We start from the raw sequence: 17,042 nt of genomic DNA, 5'->3' as shown, positions 1-17,042 counted from the left end.
TTGGTTATTAACCGAATTGTGGCGAATTTAGTAAATCTAGAATAGAAGATTAGTCAATTTTGCAAAACCTTTAACACCCTTAATAAAGAAAAATAGCGAGTATTCTTATCAAAAATATTTGTTGAAACAAAAGTTTGTTATAAATTTGCACGCTCAAATAAGGTACTGACCCATGGTGTAATTGGCAACACAGCTGGTTTTGGTCCAGTCGTTCTAGGTTCGAGTCCTAGTGGGTCAACAAAAACCTCCCTTTCGAAAGGGAGGTTTTTTTATTTAGGAACAAAAAGTTTTACCGGTTTTTTTCTGCCTTCCAGTTCCATTGTGCCCAAAGTAGCGAAGTCAACTCCTTTTTTGCCCAGTGGCTTTGCCAGTTGCTCGGATACAATCAATTCTTGATGAAACTGTTTGCAAAGTTTTTGAATTCGGGCAGTAACATTTAAGACGTCACCTGTAAAGAAGATTTCTTTTTTTAAAGCTCCAATTTCTCCAGTCGTCACTATGCCCATGTGCAAACCGGCCCTAAAAGACGGTATCATTCCGTAGGTTTTCTCGAAATACTCCGATTTTTTCTGTAAACTTTTTTTCATGGAGTAAAAACAACGAATACAATTTTCGTTCATGAGTCCATTTTTTTGTTCCCATGTAATCACGATTTCATCTCCAACATATTGGTAAACCTCCCCTTTAAATTGGAGGGCTTTAGTTTTTGTTCACTCTAAATGTGATACCTCTGTTGGTGATAACTCTACCGGCTTTCATGGTTAAGGTTGCTTCAGCGGAAGTGAGTGGGCTGCACGATCCATTGCTATTGGAAACGAGTACTCGATAAATGAATCCGTTATAGTTGGTGTCCGGTGTGTTTAAGGTTAAATCTGCAGTTTGAGTTCCCGTGTACTCCGAACCATCGGAAATGGGGGTAAAATTACTACCTCCATCCGTGCTCACTTCCCATTGATAGGTGTCTACGTTGGCTGTTACTACCGAAAAACTCCCATTGTTGCCAACAACTACGGTTTGGTTGCTGGGTTGGGTCGATATTGCAAGTGGTGTAACGGTAATTGTCTGTTCAACATCCAAGCTGTTTCCAGCTGCATCCGTTACCCTATAGGTGCGAGTAATAATTTCAGGATCGCTCCCACCATCACTTACATCGCTAACAAAGCTTACGGTTGGATTTGGGTCACAATTATCTGCTTCGTCTGTTATGATTGTGATGTCTGCTGCAGGTATATCGCTAGTGCAGTACACAGATATAGGTTCTGGTGTACTGGCTGTAGGGGCAGTGTTTTCAACAGTAATGGTCGTGGTGGCTGCTAAATCAGGGTAAGGAGGGTCTCCGGGCATACCTCCATATTCCACCAAATACCCTTGAGGCTGATAGACCCCACTTGAGGCTCCAGTGTTGGAAAGGTCGTTCCAAGAGCCATCGAGCCCTACCCCTGGGGCAGTAATATGTGCATAGTCCTCATTTCCAGATTGGTTAGGTTCGCCAGAGTTCCAGAATTCATAGGCAAATGCAGTGCCTCCAGCAGTCCCTCTCCAAAAGAGCGTTCCTGCTTCTGGGCCAGTGACCCAGTACCAATCTCCTTCCGTGGTTGCGTCACTTGCGCCAATCCATCCAGCGCCAGGAGCTTGTGCTCCCAATAGGTCTGATTCGTCTTGTACCGTTATGGTGGCCAAATATCCCTGAAGTCCATAAAATGTTCTTAGTGCAGCAGCATTCCTTGCAGCTGTCCACGTAATTCCCAGCGAGGGTACGTATTCGTAATAATGCCCTGTTGATTCTAGGTAATTGGCTTCGTTCAATACTATCGAAAACGTTCTGGTATCCCCTGAAGCTACGGTTGCCGTGGTTTGGAACACGACTGCATCAACTGCAGCCTCAAATTCGGCCAACGTAGCTGGACCGTTCAATAACAGTCTTCCTTCCGAAGTATCCCAACTTGCGGTTATGTTTGGGTGTGTGCCCGTTAGGCTTAATAGATCGCCAGAAACATCATAGTTGGAAGTAATTTGTACGTAAACAGCATCCAAAGTACTGCTATCGGAATCTGTAATGCTTACGCTTTCTACTACTGAAATAGTATCGCTAGGACAAAATTGTTGGTCCCCTGTTGCCGAAATGGTAGGTGGGTCGTTCGCATCCACGGTATCGTCCCTAAAATCTAAATCTCCGCCAGAGCCAAGATCTCCATCTGAATCGGGTAGCATTAGCGTGCTTCCATTTGTATTTGTTGGGTTGTCAATGGTGCCTCCGGGGTCTCCATACCCTGTAGTTGTGTCAATGGTGTCATCTAGTCCATCGCCATCGCTATCGGACCCAGAAAGAGTCAATGCGGCTTCGTTGGTGTCGTTGGTGCCATCGTTGTCACTGTCCGTATCCATAAAATCAGGGGTTCCATCACCGTCAGTATCTATAGATGAAACTCCACCGCTTTCATATGCGTCGTCCAAACCGTTGTTGTTTGCATCTATTCCGGATGGTGAGATGTAGCTTGTTGATGATTGTGCTTCCACATTATCTGGGATGCCATCTCCATCACTATCCAAGTCTTGATAGTTGGGTATACCGTCGCCATCCGTGTCCAAGGTGCTGCAATCAACAGTGGCTCCATAACTTGCTCCGTACACGCGGGCTCCTACTTGATAAGCCATAACCCTGAAGGATTGGAAATTGCTGGATGAAACAGTAAACGTAATTTCCGTAATTGATCCAGATGGAATATTGTTGGCATTGGCAATCCAGTTGCCACTGGTATTTTGAATCTGCATGTTAGTATTTGAAACAGATGGGTCAGCTCCAAGGAATACACTTACGGTAGTTCCGACTGGTATGTCTTCAGCGAATTGGAACAATAGTATGGACTGACCTTCGTAGGTTGAAACCGAGTTGGCAGCGTAGGTGGTGCCGGGGTTTCCTTCCGCATTGGATGCGTTATTAAAATATTGTATGCTAGTTGCAGTCTGAACATAATTTCCGCCAGCATCACCACATTCATCAACATCCAAGATGCCATCATTGTCATCATCGATATCGGTTTCGTCATCTATTCCATCATTATCGAGATCCGCAATGGGTTGACTACAGGTGGAATATAATTTTGAAAAAGGAATATTTTGTTTTGAAATGGAAGGGCCCCGATATTGAACGGTCAATATTTCTCCACCACTATTTTCAAAATATAAGACGGTAATAGTATGTAATCCCGATGTAAGGGAAATATTGCCAGACTCTTCTTCGGTGCCATGGTTTCCATCATTATCTACTACTTCTGTACCATCAATGAATAATTTGGAACCATCATCTGAGGTGGTGTAAAAGGTATAAGTGCCCGGGGTGTCTATTTGAATATATCCGCTATATCTTATACTAAAGCTATTGGTGTCCCCTGGGTCTTCTTGTGCTTGCAAGGCGTCCACATCAAAACTGGTAAATACTCCAGAACCTTGAAAGCCAGAGGTCGGTATATTGTCGGTTGTGTAGCCACTTGGGATGCTGTCATAAAATTCAAAGTCAACTTCTCCATTACATATTCCAGAAACACCTTCAACTACTACGTTATCTATAAAATATTGTTCGTTATTATTGTTATTGTCCATTCGAACCCTAATTTCCAGGGAAGAACTTCCAGAAGTGGGTAAATTTACTTTATACGAGGAATCCAATGGATCTGAACTTGATCCTGAAACATCCACGAACTCCTGCCATGATCCTCCATCTAAACGGTATTCACCAATAAAGTAATCACTACCATTGTCCATTTGGTTTTGATTATTGACCCTTGTGTCCATACTGAAGCTGATAAAGTCATATCCAGTAATATCAATGGAGTTAATCTCCCATGTGCCTTCCGAGCCCAAATTTCTACCTCTTAATGCGTTGTTCCGCACGGATAATTTGTTACCTTGATTAGTTGTCCAACTTGTGGATGAAGATCCGGTTGCTGTTCCACTTTGGGTATTGTTGTTATAACTATCGAAATTTTCACTCCAAATAGTTGTTTGGGCAAAGGAAAGAAATGTTCCCAACAGAAAAAATGCCAATATAAACATCCATTTATTTGGAAAATGGTTCATTTTCTTCTTGTAGAACGAGGTTATATACATGTACAGTATTGATTAAACTACAAAAATATGGGGTAGGTTCTCAGTTCAAAATATTTGTTGTGAAAGCACATAAAATGGGTGTTAAGGCTCTGGAATTGATGGATTGTTATTTTTTATTCAATGTTTTTGTTTATTTAAAATACTGATCACAAAAAGCATTAATGGTACTTTTAAATCTTTTTGGCTATAGTTAATCTGCTGAACAATAGAATGGGAAGCGTTATTTTTGTGTTGGTAGGGGTTGCACATGCGATATTATTATTTGTATATTTGCACCACTGAACGGATATAAAAGTATTCATGAGGGGACTTCGAGTCCCCTCTTTTATTACTTATTGCTCAATTATATGTTGAAGAATAAAGTGCAGTTGTTGCTCAATAAAGCCTTGGAAGAAAATTCTTCCTTGTTCTTGGTCGATTTTACAGTTGGCGGCGACAATAGCATCAAAGTTGTATTGGATGGTGATGAGGGTGTGAGTCTTCAGGACTGTATGAATGTTAGTAGGGCGATAGAACATAATCTAGACCGTGAAGAAGAGGATTTTTCCCTAGAGGTTACATCTGCTGGCGCTGCATCTCCATTGAGGTTACCGCGACAGTATAAAAAAAATATCGGAAGAAAATTAAAGGTGAAGACCAGTTCCGGGGAATTGGAAGGAACACTGGTGGACAGTTCGATAAATAGTATTACCTTGGAGTGGAAGGCGCGTGAGCCGAAGCCTATAGGTAAAGGAAAAATTACAGTGCAGAAAAAGCAAGAAATCGCATTTTCTGACATTCAAGAGGCAAAAGTTAAATTAAAATTTTAATTGTAGTAGAAAATGGAAAACCTAGCGCTCATCGAATCCTTTTCGGAGTTTAAGGACGATAAGTTTATTGACAGGGTGACCCTTATGGCAATTTTGGAGGAAGTTTTCCGAGGTGCACTTAAGAAGAAATTTGGTTCTGACGACAATTTTGATATTATTATCAATCCCGACAAAGGAGATTTAGAAATATGGAGAAACCGAATTGTTGTGGAAGATGGCGAAGTGGAAGAGCCAAATGAGGAAATATCCTTATCTGAGGCTAGAAAAATCGAGCCAGATTTTGAGGTAGGGGAAGATGTTTCGGAAGAAGTTAAACTAATTGACCTGGGAAGAAGGGCAATTTTGGCATTACGTCAAAATTTGATTTCTAAGATTCATGAGCATGATAATACTACCATTTACAAACAGTTCAAGGATTTAGAAGGTGAAATTTATACGGCCGAAGTACATCATATAAGACATCGCGCCGTAATTTTATTGGATGATGAAGGGAATGAAATCATTCTTCCAAAGGAAAAACAAATTCCATCAGATTTTTTTCGCAAAGGAGACAATGTTCGTGGAATTATCGAAAGTGTGGAGCTTAAAGGAAACAAGCCTGCCATTATCATGTCCAGAACATCGCCTATTTTCTTGGAGCAATTGTTCTTCCAAGAGATTCCGGAAGTGTTCGATGGTTTGATCACCATTAAAAAAGCAGTCCGAATACCTGGCGAAAAAGCTAAGGTCGCAGTGGACTCTTATGATGATAGAATTGATCCAGTAGGTGCCTGTGTAGGTATGAAAGGATCCAGAATCCATGGCATTGTTCGTGAATTGGGGAATGAGAACATAGATGTTATCAATTGGACCAATAACCCGCAATTAATGGTAACCCGTGCACTTAGTCCTGCTAGGGTGTCATCAGTAAAACTGAACGACGAGAAAAAAACAGCTCAAGTTTACCTAAAGCCAGAGGAAGTGTCCAAGGCAATTGGTAGAGGTGGGCATAACATACGATTAGCTGGTCAATTAACTGGCTATGAGATAGATGTGTTCCGTGAAGGTGTTGAGGAAGATGTTGAGTTGACCGAGTTTTCCGATGAAATTGAAAGCTGGGTTATCGAAGAACTCAAGAAGATTGGGTTGGATACTGCACGCAGCGTTTTGGAACAAGATGTTAAAGATTTGGTGAAGCGGACAGATTTGGAAGAAGAAACAATTCAAGAGGTCGTTCGCATCCTCAAGGAAGAATTTGAAGATTAGGCTTATATTAGCAGCGAAAATTTAGGGCAAGTAAAATTATTTATGGCAGAAAATCCAACAATACGACTGAACAAAGTTCTTAGAGAATTGAATATTTCACTGGATAGAGCGGTCGACTACCTTAACTCGGAAGGGCATGAGGTAGAGGCTCGGCCTACAACAAAGATTTCCAATGAGGTGTATCAAGTTCTGTTGGATGAATTCCAAACGGATAAGAGCAAAAAGGTTGCTTCCAAGGAAGTTGGTGAGGAAAAGCGGAAAGAAAAGGAAGCTATCCGAATCCGAATGGAGAAAGAACAGGAAGAACGTAGGTTAGCCAAAGAAAAGAAAGAGGCAGAACAGCACGTAGTGAAAGCTAAAGCTGAGCTTACAGGGCCCAAGACTGTTGGTAAAATAGATTTGGACAAAAAACCTGATCAACCAAAAAAAGAATCTCCTAAGAAAGAAACTCCTAAGATAGAAAGCCCCAAAAAAGAGGGAGAGCCAAAAGAAGTCCAAGAGGAGCCGCAAGAGCAAGAAAAGCCCCAGGCTCCGGAACCAGTAGAAGCGGTTAAGGAAAAGCCAGAAGAGGTTAAGGAGGTAGAGGCGAAAGATGTTGAGGCGAAAGAACAAAGAAAGGAGGCTTCAGAAGATCCTGAAACAGGCACTATAAAAACGAAGTATCAAAAACTTTCCGGACCTAAGATTACTGGAGATAAAATAGACCTTTCCCAGTTTAAGAAGCCCGTTAAGAAGAAGAAGGAAGATGCTCAGAAATCCAAAGGAGGAGCATCCGATGGAGCGGAGCGTAAAAAACGTAGAAGAAGGATTGTTAAGAGTGGCCCACAATCAGGTGGTGCGCGTAATAATAGAGGTGCAGCAGGAAGAAAAGGACAGCGTTCAACAGCACCAAAGGTTGAGCCTACCGAAGAAGAAGTACAAAAACAAGTAAGGGAGACTCTTGAAAAACTTCAAGGGAAATCCAGTAAAGGAAAAGGAGCTAAATACCGTAGGGAAAAACGAGATCAGCACCGTCAGCAAACGGAAAAAGATCTTGAAAAACAGGAAATGGAGAGCAAGATCCTCAAAGTAACAGAGTTTGTTACTGTCAATGAGCTTGCTACCATGATGAACGTTTCCACAACCCAAATTATATCGGCATGTATGTCCTTGGGTATCATGGTTACGCTCAATCAGCGTTTAGATGCTGAGACACTTTCGATTGTAGCTGATGAATTTGGTTACGAAGTTGAATTCGTAACTGCGGAGATAGAGGAGACCATTGAAGAGGTAGAGGATGTTCCTGAAGATTTAGAGCCAAGGGCGCCTATAGTTACAGTAATGGGTCACGTGGATCACGGTAAAACGTCGTTGTTGGATTATGTTCGACAAGAAAACGTAATTGCTGGTGAAAGCGGTGGAATTACTCAGCACATTGGAGCATACGGAGTTGCATTGCAAGATGGACAGAAAATTACATTCTTGGATACTCCTGGTCACGAAGCGTTTACCGCGATGCGGGCACGTGGTGCTCAAGTTACTGATATTGCAATTATTGTAATTGCCGCGGACGACGATATTATGCCTCAAACAAAGGAGGCTATAAGTCATGCACAAGCTGCGGGAGTGCCGATTGTATTTGCAATCAACAAAGTTGATAAGTCAACGGCAAACCCAGATAGAATAAAAGAAGGATTGGCCAGTATGAATTTGTTGGTGGAAGATTGGGGAGGAAAAGTCCAATCCCAAGATATTTCTGCCAAAACAGGTCAAGGAGTTCCTGAATTATTGGAGAAAGTATTGTTGGAAGCTGAATTATTGGAACTAAAAGCAAATCCCGATAGATTTGCAGTTGGTACGGTTGTGGAAGCTTTCTTAGATAAAGGTAGAGGTTATGTTGCCACTATATTAGTGCAGACCGGTACCTTGAACATTGGTGATTATGTGTTGGCCGGAACTTGTAGTGGGAAGGTCAAAGCTATGCATGATGAAAGAGGGAATAATATTGAAAGTGCCGGGCCTTCCACGCCAATCTCAATTTTAGGTCTGGATGGAGCTCCGCAAGCAGGAGATAGATTCCACGTTCTGGAAGATGAGCGTGAAGCAAAACAGATTGCTGCGAAACGTTCACAGTTGCAACGTGAGCAATCTGTGAGAACGCAACGTCATATTACATTGGATGAAATTGGACGTAGGATTGCGTTGGGCGATTTCCAAGAACTTAATATTATCCTTAAAGGTGATGTTGACGGTTCGGTGGAAGCTTTAACGGATTCGTTCCAAAAATTATCAACAGATGAAATCCAAGTAAATATTATTCATAAAGGAGTTGGTGCAATCACAGAATCTGATGTATTGTTGGCAAGTGCCTCTGATGCAATTATTATCGGATTTAATGTGCGTCCAATGGGCAATGCCAGATCAATTGCAGATAAAGAGGAAATCGATATCAGAACATACTCTATCATTTATGATGCGATCAATGACCTGAAAGATGCAATGGAAGGTATGTTGTCTCCGGAAATGAAAGAAGAAATCACGGGTAATGCGGAAATAAGGGAGACCTTCAAGATTTCTAAAATAGGGACCATTGCCGGTTGTATGGTTACTAGCGGTAAAATCTTTAGAAACTCACGTATTAGGTTGATTAGGGACGGTGTAGTTGTTTATACTGGAGAATTGGCTTCGTTGAAACGTTTTAAAGATGATGTCAAAGAAGTTTCCAAAGGATATGACTGTGGTCTACAGATAAAGAATTATAATGATATACGCGAAGGGGATATTGTAGAATCTTTCCAAGAAGTAGCGGTAAAGAAGAAATTATAATACATATTAATGCAAATAAAAAAAACCCGCTTTATAATAAAGCGGGTTTTTTTTATGACTTCGATTCTCTTTCGTCGGGTTTAAGAAGCATAGCTTCAGGGTATTTTTTTCGAACCTCTAAATATTTCCGTTCAGCTTCCAATTTGGTTTTGAACCTACCAAGCCTTACGCGATAGGTGGGTGATTCAAACTCTATTTTGGAATACCAGGTAGGGAAATCAATTTCAACTTGATTCAACAGCTCTTGTGCTTTCTTGTAATTGCCAAAACCGACCTGAATCTGATAAAAACCACTATTTGCTTGTGCTTTGGTGTAAAGTTTAACCAGTTCGTTGATTTTTGAATCTTGTTCAATGGTCACTTGTGCTTCCTGGGCGGAAACTTGGATGGCCAAACTAATTAAAATAACTGTAAATGCCTTGGTTTTCATGTTGTTCCAGTGTTGTGATGTTTAAGCTTATTGCAAATGTAGATTATTCTAAAATAACCAAGTTGGGACAAAGTTATTTAGAATCTTTATAAATTATAAGTTATAAATACCTTAACATTTCAAAAAATGCCTGTATGTCTTACTTTTGTTGCCATTCTTGGTAGGGTAAAAAGCTATTGCTCTCAAACTCAATAGAAAGAATCATGCCAAAGATTTCGATAGAAATTTAATGAATATGAAAAAGGTTTTATACCGCCATCTATTTTCTAAAGTTTTAGGTTTAACCCTCCTACTGTATTCCGCACCTTTTTATGCACAGGAAGAAGTCGAAGCCGTTGCCGAGGTGGCTACGGAGGAGCCAGCTACTGGGGGCGACCCAGTGAATGGAAAACAGCTTTTTAATCAGAATTGTGCGGCATGCCATGCCATGGAGCGTAAAATGACCGGTCCTGCATTGGCTAATGTAGAGGCTAGGTTAGCTGAGGATGAAGGATTGGACAAGGAGTGGATTTATGAATGGATTAAAAATAGTCCTGCAATGATCGCTTCTGGAGATACTTATGCCAACAAAATTTATGCGGAGTATAATCAAGCGGCAATGACGCCTTTTCCAACGTTGTCCGATCAAGATATCGATGATATTTTGGCTTATACCGCTGCCCCGCCACCTGCGCCGGCTGCTGCTACTGCTGCAACTGCTGCTGGAGGTGAATCATCGGGTTCTGGTTCTGGAATATCCAATGAGGTTATATTGGGTGCGCTGGTTCTGGTGTTTGGCCTGTTGGTTATAATGTTGGTTTTGGTGAACAAGACCTTGAGAAGAATCGCTGAAGCAAATGGTGTTGTTCTGGAGCAAGAGAAAGCAAAACGTTTACCGTTGTGGAAGGCGTTTGTTCAAAATCAATTTTTAGTGATGGTGAGTGTTGTGTTCTTGCTTCTGGCAAGTGCATACTTTGCTTATGGATGGATGATGCAAGTAGGGGTGGACCAAGGATATGCTCCTGTGCAGCCTATACACTTTTCACATAAAATACATGCTGGTGACAATAAGATAGATTGTAAGTATTGTCACTCTTCAGCAAGAGTTTCTAAGACATCAGGCATTCCTTCGCTTAACGTTTGTATGAACTGTCATAAGTCTATATATGAATATGCAGGTAATCCGGAGGGGCCGTCTGCAGAAGATTTAGCTGCTGGGCATACCAATGAATTTTATACAGGTGAAATTAAAAAGTTGTACAAGGCCGTTGGATGGGATGAGGAAAATCAAAGTTATACCGGGGATTCGCAACCTGTAGAATGGGTGAGAATACATAATTTACCTGATTTTGCTTATTTCAATCACTCTCAGCACGTATCCGTTGCTGGAATAGAATGTCAGACCTGTCATGGTCCGGTAGAGGAAATGGAAGTTGTTGAGCAATTCTCTCCATTAACTATGGGTTGGTGTGTAAACTGTCACCGTGAGACCGATGTTAAGGTTGAGGGTAATGCGTACTATGAGGCAATCCATGAGGAATTGTCCAAAAAGTATGGTGTTGAGAAATTGACCGCTGCAATGATGGGTGGTTTGGAGTGTGGAAAATGTCACTATTAAGAATTAAAAGAAGATAATCTCAGATATATCGTATGGCATCAAACAAAAAATATTGGAAAAGTGAAGCGGAGTTGAATCCGAACGATTCCATTGTTGAGGCGCTAAGAAACAACGAGTTTACAGAGGAGATTCCCGTTGATGAGTTTTTGGGGGACAAGGAAAATTTGTCTGCCTCCAATACATCTCGAAGGGATTTCTTGAAGTATGTAGGTTTCAGTACGGCCGCTGCTACTGTTGCGGCATGTGAAGGTCCTGTTCGTAAATCCATTCCTTATGTGGTTCAGCCGGACAACATTGTTCCTGGTGTGTCCAACTACTACGCCACTACTATTGCGGATGGTTTTGATTTTGCCAGTATTTTGGTAAAAACTAGGGAAGGAAGGCCTATCAAGATTGAAAATAATACCGTTGCCAAAATAAACGGCGGTGCCAATGCCAGAGTGCAGGCCTCTGTATTGTCTTTGTATGACAGTAAAAGAGTGCAGGGACCTATGGCAAATGGGGAGCCAGTGGAGTGGAATGTTTTAGATGCTGCCGTTACTGCTAAATTGAATGCCTTGAAGGGTTCCAGTAAGCAAGTGGTGTTGTTGACGCAGACCTACGCTAGCCCTTCCACTACAAAATTGATTTCTGAATTTAAAGCATCTTATGGTGAAAATGTAAATCATGTGGTTTACGATGCAATTTCTGAAGATGCTGCTTTAAATGCATTTACTAAAGCTTACGGTGAACGAGCCTTGGCGGATTACGATTTTGAGAAAGCTGATCTAATTGTTTCTTTTGGGGCAGATTTTCTTGGTGATTGGCAAGGAGGGGGTTATGACACTGGCTATGCCAAAGGTCGTATCCCAAAGGATGGGAAAATGTCCAGGCATGTACAGTTGGAATCCAATATGTCACTGACTGGTGCTAATGCCGATAAGCGATATCCAATGACACCTACCCAGCAAAAGATTGCGCTGGCCAAATTGTATGGCAAGTTAAATGGTAGTAATGTTGGTGGTGGAACATCTGATGTTGATGAAGCTGTGGATAAGGTAGCTGCCGAAATTAAAAAGGCTGGTAGTAAAGCTGTAGTGGTGAGTGGTCTTAACGACGAGAATGCACAGACAGTTGTATTGGCCATCAATAAGTTATTGGGAAGTGAAGCTTTTGATGCTGAACAACCAAAATATGTGCGTCAAGGTGATACTGCAAAAGTCGGCAAATTAATTGCTGATATGAATGCAGGTCGAGTAGGAGCATTGATCATGGATGGGGTTAATCCTATGTATACTTTGCCAAATCCCGAGGAGTTTCTTTCCGGTCTTGAGCAAGTAGATGTTTCGGTGGACTTTGCTTACATAAATGACGAAACCGCCCAGTCATCGGATTACGTTGCTGCGGCTTCACATTATTTGGAGTCTTGGGGTGATGCCGAATTTAAAAAAGGACAATATAGTTTAATGCAGCCTGCGATTCGTGAGTTGTTTGATACAAAACAGTTTCAAACAGCACTTTTAACATGGATGGGTGTAGAGAAAACATATTACGAATATATTAAGGAGACTTGGAATGCGGATGTGTTGCAAGGAGGCTCTTGGAACAAAGCGTTGCAAGATGGTGTCTTTGAAGCTGCCATAACAAATGTTGAGGATGCTAATCAGGGGTCTACTAATTCTGATTCAGGAATAGAACAGCCAGAAATTGTACCAATTGCCTCGGCAATTCGCGCCTTGGTCAATTCAACAAGTCCAGGTACTGAGTTGGTATTTTATTCCAAAGTTGGGATGGGAGATGGTCGTCAGGCCAATAATCCATGGTTGCAAGAGTTTCCAGACCCTATTTCAAGGGTTTCTTGGGACAACTATGTAACTGTTTCCAAAGCTGACGCCGAAACTTGGGGGTTGGAGAATACAATTGAGGCTGATGGAGGTCTTAATGGAAATTATGTGAACCTTACCGTAGACGGAAAAGTCTTGGATAATATTCCTGTTATCGTACAGCCGGGTCAGGCAGTGGGAACTGTTGGGCTATCTTTTGGTTACGGTAAACAAGCTGGAATGCAAGAAGAAATGGCAACGGGAGTCAATGCTTATACTTTGTATAGCAATTTCTCCGATGTACAATCTGTAGCTGTTGAAAAAGCTTCTGGTGTCCATGAGTTTGCTTGTGTGCAATCGCAAAAGACATTAATGGGCAGGGGTGATATCATCAAGGAAACTACCTTGGAGATTTTCAATACCAAAGATCATACGGAATGGAACCATATGCCGCAGGTGACCCTTAATCACAATGAGATACCAGTTACCTCTCCAGATGCTGATTTGTGGGATGAATTTGATAGAAGTATAGGACATCATTTTAACTTGTCCATAGACTTGAACGCTTGTACCGGTTGTGGTGCATGTGTAATCGCTTGTCATGCCGAGAATAATGTTCCTGTGGTAGGAAAGCTCGAAATACGTCGCTCTAGAGATATGCACTGGTTGCGAATTGATAGATATTATTCTTCCGAAGAAACCTTTGAAGGGGATAATCAGAAGAAAGAGAATATGGATGGTCTTTGGGGAGATAATGGTTCACTTGGAGGATTTAGGGAAATGGAAGATCCATCTGCCAATCCACAAGTAGCATTTCAGCCTGTAATGTGCCAACACTGTAATCATGCTCCTTGTGAGACTGTTTGTCCGGTGGCAGCTACATCTCACAGTAGACAAGGACAAAATCACATGGCATATAACCGTTGTGTGGGTACAAGATATTGTGCTAACAACTGTCCGTACAAAGTACGTAGGTTCAACTGGTTCTTGTACAGTGACAACGATGAGTTTGATTTTAACATGAACAACGATTTGGGTAAAATGGTACTTAACCCTGATGTAAATGTTAGGTCAAGAGGTGTAATGGAGAAATGCTCCATGTGTATCCAAATGACGCAAAAGACCATTTTGGATGCTAAGAGGGATGGAAGAGTTATAAAAGATGGTGAGTTCCAAACAGCCTGTTCTGCAGCTTGTAGCAGTGGTGCAATGGTGTTTGGGGATATCAATGATCAAGATAGTAAAGTGGCGGAGTTGAAGGAAGATGATAGAATGTACCATTTGTTGGAGCATGTAGGAACAAAACCAAATGTTTTCTATCGTGTAAAAGTTAGAAACACCAACGAGGCTTAATCAATAAAAAAAAGAAGTAACTAGAAGATAAATTATGGCGTCGCATTACGAAGCACCTATTCGAAAGCCCTTAGTGGTCGGAGACAAAGGATACCACGATGTAACAGTGGACATTGCCCGTCCGGTTGAGGGAAAGGCCAATAAACAATGGTGGATTGTTTTCACCATCGCATTAGTGGCATTCCTCTGGGGTCTAGGATGTATCATTTATACCGTTTCCACAGGTATTGGGGTTTGGGGTCTTAACCGAACCGTTAACTGGGCCTGGGATATCACCAACTTTGTATGGTGGGTGGGAATTGGTCACGCAGGTACACTGATCTCAGCGGTACTTTTGCTGTTCCGTCAGAAATGGAGAATGGCAATTAACCGTTCTGCAGAGGCAATGACCATTTTCTCGGTGGTTCAGGCAGGATTGTTCCCAATTATTCACATGGGTCGTCCTTGGTTGGCATACTGGGTACTTCCAATTCCTAACCAATTTGGGTCACTTTGGGTGAACTTTAATTCACCATTGCTTTGGGATGTTTTTGCAATTTCAACGTATCTATCAGTGTCTTTGGTGTTTTGGTGGACAGGTCTTTTGCCTGATTTTGCCATGATTCGTGATAGGGCAGTAAAGCCTTTCCAAAAGAAAATATACAGCCTGTTGAGCTTTGGTTGGACAGGTAGAGCCAAAGATTGGCAGCGTTTTGAAGAAGTTTCTTTGGTATTGGCTGGTTTGGCCACACCACTGGTACTTTCTGTACATACCATTGTATCTTTTGACTTTGCCACATCGGTGATTCCTGGATGGCATACCACTATTTTTCCACCATACTTTGTTGCTGGTGCAATTTTCTCTGGTTTTGCCATGGTGAACACGCTTTTGATTATCATGCGTAAAGTGTGTAGTTTAGAAGCGTATATTACAGTACAGCATATCGAATTGATGAATATTGTAATCATGATTACAGGTTCTATCGTGGGATGTGCTTATATCACAGAATTGTTTATTGCTTGGTATTCCGGTGTGGAGTATGAACAATATGCATTCTTGAACAGGGCTACAGGTCCTTATTGGTGGGCATATTGGTCCATGATGACTTGTAATGTGTTCTCTCCACAGTTCATGTGGTTCAAAAAATTACGAACCAGTATTATGTTCTCATTCTTTATCTCTATTGTGGTGAACATAGGGATGTGGTTCGAGCGTTTCGTAATTATCGTAACCTCATTGCATAGGGATTACTTGCCATCTTCTTGGACAATGTTCTCGCCAACGTTCGTGGATATTGGAATTTTTATCGGAACTATCGGATTCTTCTTTGTACTGTTCCTGTTATATTCAAGAACATTCCCGGTAATCGCTCAAGCTGAAGTAAAATCAATCTTGAAGGCATCTGGAGAGAAATATAAAAAGTTGAGAGATTCTGGTCAGCCGTTGTACCAAATGCCACAAGGTGTTAATAGAGTGGTGAGCAAAGATGAAATTATTACGGATGATGTTTTAATGGGAGAGGTGAAACCTACTGTAGGAGATAAAGTGGGTGTGTCTGAATTGTTGAGTGCCGTTGGGTCCTTTGATTCTGTTACCGAAACACCCGATGATTTGAAAAAGATAAAAGGTGTTGGGCCGGAAATGGAGCGTACCTTGAACGAAATTGGCATATATACCTACGCTCAGGTTGCAAGGATGACCGAAAAAGAATATGATTTGCTGGACTCCATTACGGGAACATTCCCTGGTCGTGCGCAACGCGACGATTGGGCAGGTCAGGCAAAGTTGTTAAACGATAAAAAATAATCATGGCATCAAAAGTTATACAAGCACTTTACAACGATGACGATGTGTTGATGCATGCCGTAAAAAAAGTTAGGGCAGAGCACCATCATATTGAGGAGGTGTATACACCGTTTCCAGTACATGGTCTAGATAAGGCAATGGGTCTGGCGGATACCCGAATAGCAATTACATCTTTCCTTTACGGATGTTTAGGATTAACGGTTGCTATTGTTATGATGAACTTTATCATGATTGAGGATTGGCCACAAGATATTGGCGGTAAGCCAAGCTTTAGCTACATCGAAAACATGCCCGCTTTTGTGCCAATTATGTTTGAGCTCACGGTTTTCTTTGCAGCCCACTTGATGGTAATCACTTTCTATTTGAGAAGTAGAATGTGGCCGTTTAAAAAAGCAGAAAACCCTGATAAACGAACAACTGATGACCATTTTTTAATGGAGTTGGGAATTCATGATAACGAACAAGAACTTGCCGATTTGTTATGGGAAACAGGTGCGGTGGAAGTAAAAGTTACAGAAAAGGAGTCTTAATAATATGAAGCAATTAGGTAAAATAAGTGTTGCTTTGGTCTTGGTGCTGTTTGCAGCTTCTTGTGCAGATAAAAACAGTCCAAACTACCAATACATGCCAAACATGTACGAACCTGTAGGATATGAAACCTATCAAGGAGTTGACAATGGGTTGTTTCCTGATGGCACAGTAGCCCTGTTGCCTGTAGAGGGAACCATAAATAGAGGATACATGCCCTATGAGTTTGAAAACACTCCAGAAGGTAAAGAACTTGCAAGATTGAATACAAGTCCATTGGATTCTTTGAACCATGAAGATAATATGGCAAAAGGTGCAGAGCTGTATGCTATTTACTGTGCTGTTTGTCACGGTCCAAGTGGTGACGGACAAGGGAATCTTGTAAAAAGAGAAAAAATATTGGGTGTTCCCAGCTATGCCGACATGGCTAGAGATATTACAGTAGGTACTACGTACCACACGATTTATTATGGGTTGAACTCCATGGGGTCATATGCCGCACAGTTCGCCAATGAAAAAGAAATGTGGCAAGTGTCCGAATATGTGATGAAATTAAAGGAAGACCTAACAAAATAATAGG

Annotated in this window: 11 protein-coding genes and 1 tRNA gene; 9 read left to right on the top strand and 3 right to left on the bottom strand. The window is 41.5% G+C overall.

Annotated features, from left to right (window positions below; all coding sequences use genetic code 11):
* Positions 1-166 precede the first annotated feature (166 nt).
* A tRNA-Gln gene (locus MWU56_RS08835) sits at positions 167-238 on the top strand.
* A gap of 31 nt (positions 239-269) precedes the next feature.
* Here MWU56_RS08835 and MWU56_RS08830 read toward each other — a convergent pair.
* Both MWU56_RS08830 and MWU56_RS08825 read right to left on the bottom strand, forming a co-directional pair.
* Entirely contained in the window at positions 270-620 is a 351-nt protein-coding gene (locus tag MWU56_RS08830) for an adenylate/guanylate cyclase domain-containing protein (protein ID WP_247043809.1), read from the bottom strand.
* A 79-nt stretch (positions 621-699) separates the two neighbouring features.
* The gene (locus tag MWU56_RS08825) at positions 700-4,107 is read right to left on the bottom strand and encodes a PA14 domain-containing protein (protein WP_247043808.1); all 3,408 of its coding nucleotides are present in this window, start codon (positions 4,105-4,107) and stop codon (positions 700-702) included.
* A 347-nt stretch (positions 4,108-4,454) separates the two neighbouring features.
* On the opposite strand from MWU56_RS08825, the gene rimP reads away from it, so the two are divergent.
* The 3 genes from rimP to infB are packed head-to-tail and all read left to right on the top strand — an operon-like array spanning position 4,455 to position 8,966.
* Positions 4,455-4,916, top strand: coding sequence for a ribosome assembly cofactor RimP (rimP, locus tag MWU56_RS08820; RefSeq protein ID WP_247043807.1), 462 nt, complete (start codon positions 4,455-4,457; stop codon positions 4,914-4,916).
* Between the two features lie 12 nt (positions 4,917-4,928).
* Positions 4,929-6,161, top strand: coding sequence for a transcription termination factor NusA (nusA, locus tag MWU56_RS08815; RefSeq protein ID WP_247043806.1), 1,233 nt, complete (start codon positions 4,929-4,931; stop codon positions 6,159-6,161).
* 42 nt (positions 6,162-6,203) lie between these two features.
* Positions 6,204-8,966, top strand: a complete 2,763-nt coding sequence (gene infB, locus MWU56_RS08810) for a translation initiation factor IF-2 (protein ID WP_247043804.1) — start codon at positions 6,204-6,206, stop codon at positions 8,964-8,966.
* A 52-nt stretch (positions 8,967-9,018) separates the two neighbouring features.
* On the opposite strand, the gene MWU56_RS08805 is transcribed toward infB, so the two are convergent.
* Complete coding sequence (locus MWU56_RS08805; RefSeq protein ID WP_247043802.1) at positions 9,019-9,396, bottom strand: SPOR domain-containing protein; 378 nt, start codon at positions 9,394-9,396, stop codon at positions 9,019-9,021.
* Positions 9,397-9,631: 235 nt separating this feature from the next.
* Here MWU56_RS08805 and MWU56_RS08800 point away from each other — a divergent pair, with 235 nt between their 5' ends.
* Genes MWU56_RS08800 through MWU56_RS08780 form a run of 5 tightly spaced genes read left to right on the top strand, consistent with a single transcriptional unit; the run spans position 9,632 to position 17,038 of the window.
* Positions 9,632-10,993, top strand: coding sequence for a cytochrome c3 family protein (locus tag MWU56_RS08800; protein ID WP_247043800.1), 1,362 nt, complete (start codon positions 9,632-9,634; stop codon positions 10,991-10,993).
* A 32-nt stretch (positions 10,994-11,025) separates the two neighbouring features.
* A complete protein-coding gene (locus MWU56_RS08795) occupies positions 11,026-14,148 on the top strand; it encodes a TAT-variant-translocated molybdopterin oxidoreductase (RefSeq protein ID WP_247043798.1) in 3,123 nt (1,040 codons plus the stop codon).
* A gap of 34 nt (positions 14,149-14,182) precedes the next feature.
* Positions 14,183-15,934 (top strand): NrfD/PsrC family molybdoenzyme membrane anchor subunit, encoded by a 1,752-nt coding sequence (gene nrfD / locus MWU56_RS08790; RefSeq protein ID WP_247043796.1) that lies wholly within the window; start codon positions 14,183-14,185, stop codon positions 15,932-15,934.
* Positions 15,935-15,936: 2 nt separating this feature from the next.
* The gene (locus tag MWU56_RS08785; protein ID WP_247043795.1) at positions 15,937-16,464 is read left to right on the top strand and encodes a DUF3341 domain-containing protein; all 528 of its coding nucleotides are present in this window, start codon (positions 15,937-15,939) and stop codon (positions 16,462-16,464) included.
* 4 nt (positions 16,465-16,468) lie between these two features.
* Positions 16,469-17,038 (top strand): c-type cytochrome, encoded by a 570-nt coding sequence (locus tag MWU56_RS08780; RefSeq protein ID WP_247043793.1) that lies wholly within the window; start codon positions 16,469-16,471, stop codon positions 17,036-17,038.
* Positions 17,039-17,042 lie beyond the last annotated feature (4 nt).

The sequence above is a fragment of the Allomuricauda sp. F6463D genome (genome assembly GCF_023015965.1).
GTDB lineage: Bacteria > Bacteroidota > Bacteroidia > Flavobacteriales > Flavobacteriaceae > Flagellimonas.
Note: the sequence above shows the minus strand (reverse complement) of the source record. Positions and strands in the feature narration are given on the sequence as shown.

Coding starts and splice junctions, on each gene's coding strand:
- rimP (WP_247043807.1), top strand. CDS start 4,455: ATGTTGAAGAATAAAGTGCAGTTGTTGCTCAATAAAGCCTTGGAAGAA.
- infB (WP_247043804.1), top strand. CDS start 6,204: ATGGCAGAAAATCCAACAATACGACTGAACAAAGTTCTTAGAGAATTG.
- MWU56_RS08800 (WP_247043800.1), top strand. CDS start 9,632: ATGAAAAAGGTTTTATACCGCCATCTATTTTCTAAAGTTTTAGGTTTA.
- MWU56_RS08830 (WP_247043809.1), bottom strand. CDS start 620: ATGAACGAAAATTGTATTCGTTGTTTTTACTCCATGAAAAAAAGTTTA.
- MWU56_RS08805 (WP_247043802.1), bottom strand. CDS start 9,396: ATGAAAACCAAGGCATTTACAGTTATTTTAATTAGTTTGGCCATCCAA.
- MWU56_RS08785 (WP_247043795.1), top strand. CDS start 15,937: ATGGCATCAAAAGTTATACAAGCACTTTACAACGATGACGATGTGTTG.
- nusA (WP_247043806.1), top strand. CDS start 4,929: ATGGAAAACCTAGCGCTCATCGAATCCTTTTCGGAGTTTAAGGACGAT.
- MWU56_RS08780 (WP_247043793.1), top strand. CDS start 16,469: ATGAAGCAATTAGGTAAAATAAGTGTTGCTTTGGTCTTGGTGCTGTTT.
- MWU56_RS08795 (WP_247043798.1), top strand. CDS start 11,026: ATGGCATCAAACAAAAAATATTGGAAAAGTGAAGCGGAGTTGAATCCG.
- MWU56_RS08825 (WP_247043808.1), bottom strand. CDS start 4,107: ATGTATATAACCTCGTTCTACAAGAAGAAAATGAACCATTTTCCAAAT.
- nrfD (WP_247043796.1), top strand. CDS start 14,183: ATGGCGTCGCATTACGAAGCACCTATTCGAAAGCCCTTAGTGGTCGGA.